Annotated in this window: 3 protein-coding genes; all 3 read left to right on the top strand. The window is 58.8% G+C overall.

The window, feature by feature from the left end:
• Window positions 1-513: 513 nt before the first annotated feature.
• Complete coding sequence (gene cobU, locus NW827_RS04060; protein WP_414503366.1) at window positions 514-1,077, top strand: bifunctional adenosylcobinamide kinase/adenosylcobinamide-phosphate guanylyltransferase; 564 nt, start codon at window positions 514-516, stop codon at window positions 1,075-1,077.
• A gap of 82 nt (window positions 1,078-1,159) precedes the next feature.
• Window positions 1,160-1,660, top strand: coding sequence for a CRR6 family NdhI maturation factor (locus NW827_RS04055; RefSeq protein ID WP_414359814.1), 501 nt, complete (start codon window positions 1,160-1,162; stop codon window positions 1,658-1,660).
• Window positions 1,657-2,093 (top strand): hypothetical protein (locus NW827_RS04050; protein ID WP_414503365.1); only part of this gene is annotated, 437 nt, incomplete at its 3' end. The genes NW827_RS04055 and NW827_RS04050, both read left to right, overlap by 4 nt.

Raw genomic sequence — 2,093 nt, 5'->3', positions numbered from 1 at the left:
GGCGCCATGGCCGATCCAAACATCGTGTCCAACCAGAATATCTCCGCGAGTCAAAGGGTGACCTTCCAAGACGCGCAGCTCACTCCAGCACTCGGGTAGGTGAGTGAAAGGATAGGTAGTAGCCCAGTCAGTGTGGTGCTCGTAGCCTGCAAAAAATGTACCCCTTGTGCAATTGAGCTACAGCGGCCAATCTTTACCTGCGAAGGTTCTCCTAATCCAACGAAGAACTCACATCCATAGCTGAGAGAGCCAATATTAACCAAGGGAAACGGCTCTAAGCCTCTATAGGCAAAGTATGTTTTCTCCTCTAGTTGTGGGCTGTGTTGAATGCGGATAGGCATAGAACCTCAGTTCCCTGGATCGGGGCTTGCTAAGGTCAAACGTAAGCCTAAGTAGAGTGTGCCCCAACTCCGCGCAGGAGTCTTCAAGTCTTACACTTTGAACGAAGCTGGAGGCAGTAGAGGCTACCCAATACTGAGCTAATCTAACGATTGACTTCCATCCCAATGCCTAATGTCGATTGTACTTATCTGTGGTCCTGCCCGCTGTGGCAAGAGTCGGCTGGCGGAGAACCTAGCCGCGGCTTCTGCCCTGCCGGTCATCTACCTGGCCACCGGGCCCAAGCCCGACCCTGAGGCCGACCCGGAGTGGGCGGAGCGGGTTCAGCAGCACCGGCAACGGCGTCCTCCCACCTGGCAAACCTGGGAAACCGAGCCAGACCTGGGCTCCGAACTGCAGAAGCTGCCCCAGCCCTGTTGTGCCCTGGTGGATTCACTGGGGGGCTGGGTGGCGCAGGGCCTGGAGTGTTCCCCTGAGGAGTGGGATCCCTTGGTGCAAGCGTTCCTAACTGCCTTGCAGACCTGTGCGGGGAAGGTCATCTTGGTCTCCGAAGAAGTGGGCTGGGGGGTGGTGCCTGCCTATCCGCTGGGGCGGCGGTTTCGGGATCGGATGGGGGAGCTCACCCAGAAGCTGGCCCCGCTGGCGGAGCAAGTGCTTTTGGTTGCGGCTGGCTTTGTCCTTGATCTCACCCAGCTGGGGATCCCGCTGGCAGGGGTGAATAGCCCAGAGCTGAGATAAGCTGCAATGGGTTGATGGTATCCGCGGATAGGGTTTCTCCCTTGCGGAAGCCCTCGCCTAGATCGAGACTGGGTTAAAGCGATTGCTTGTCGTCGTGCCGATTACCTTCTACCTGCCCGCCAAAGCCATCCAAACCCTGGATTTAACGCCGGGCCATGAGTTGGTGAAAACCTTGATGGCGGATCCCGTTCGCTCCGCTCAGCAGGTGCAATGTTCCATTGATTGGCCGCGCAGCCCCGACGATCCGCGCGAGCTCTCGGAGATCCCGGAAGTGCGCCTGTGGTTTATCCGCTGGGATACGGTTTACCCCTGGATGCCCTACTTTCTTGACTGGCGCAGCGGTGAGCTGGCTCGCTACGCTGCCATGCTGGTGCCCCACCAATTCAACCCCCGCGAAGGGATCGTCTATAACCCCGAAGCACTGGAGATCTTCGTCTATCAGAAGATTTTCGTGCTGATGCGCTGGTTTAAGCAGCAGAAACTGGGATCTGTCTCGATGCTGCGGGACATGGCCTTAGTGTTTGGCTTCGAGGTGCAACCCGAGTTTCTGAACCTCTGGGAAGCCGAGACCGGAGAACCATGAGAGTGATGGTAGCCGACACCTGGCCTGGAATCCCGGCAGCAGCGGCAGTGGCAGAAGCCTGGCAAGAGGCAGTCCCCCGTCCCTGGGGGCTGCTCTGGGTGGATCCCAGCCCTTCTGAAGCACAGCTCAAGGCCCTCTGGCAACAGATTGCTGCCTGGGAAGGGGAAAGGGATCCCCTGCTGGTAGTACCTGGCACCCTAGCCGATCCGATAGGGCCCGGCCAAACCTGGGCCGACCTAGCTGCTGCCTGGGGGTTCAAAGTACTTCTGACACTGCCTGAGGAAGCGGCCCTTAGCCAGGGAGCTGCTTTTGCGGCCTTGCTTCGCCAAGCCAAGACTCACTGTCTGGGATGGGTGTTGCTGGAATCCGCATCCGGCTCCTCCCTAGAAGAACCCCCCTTGGTCTGGCAGTTGCAGGCCCAGCTGGGGATCCC

This window comes from Synechococcus sp. H70.1 (genome assembly GCF_047502705.1).
Classification (GTDB): Bacteria; Cyanobacteriota; Cyanobacteriia; order Thermostichales; family Thermostichaceae; genus Thermostichus.
Note: the sequence above shows the minus strand (reverse complement) of the source record. Positions and strands in the feature narration are given on the sequence as shown.

Bases quoted from the DNA above. Each gene is read 5' to 3' on its own strand.
- cobU (WP_414503366.1), top strand. From the start codon at position 514: ATGTCGATTGTACTTATCTGTGGTCCTGCCCGCTGTGGCAAGAGTCGG.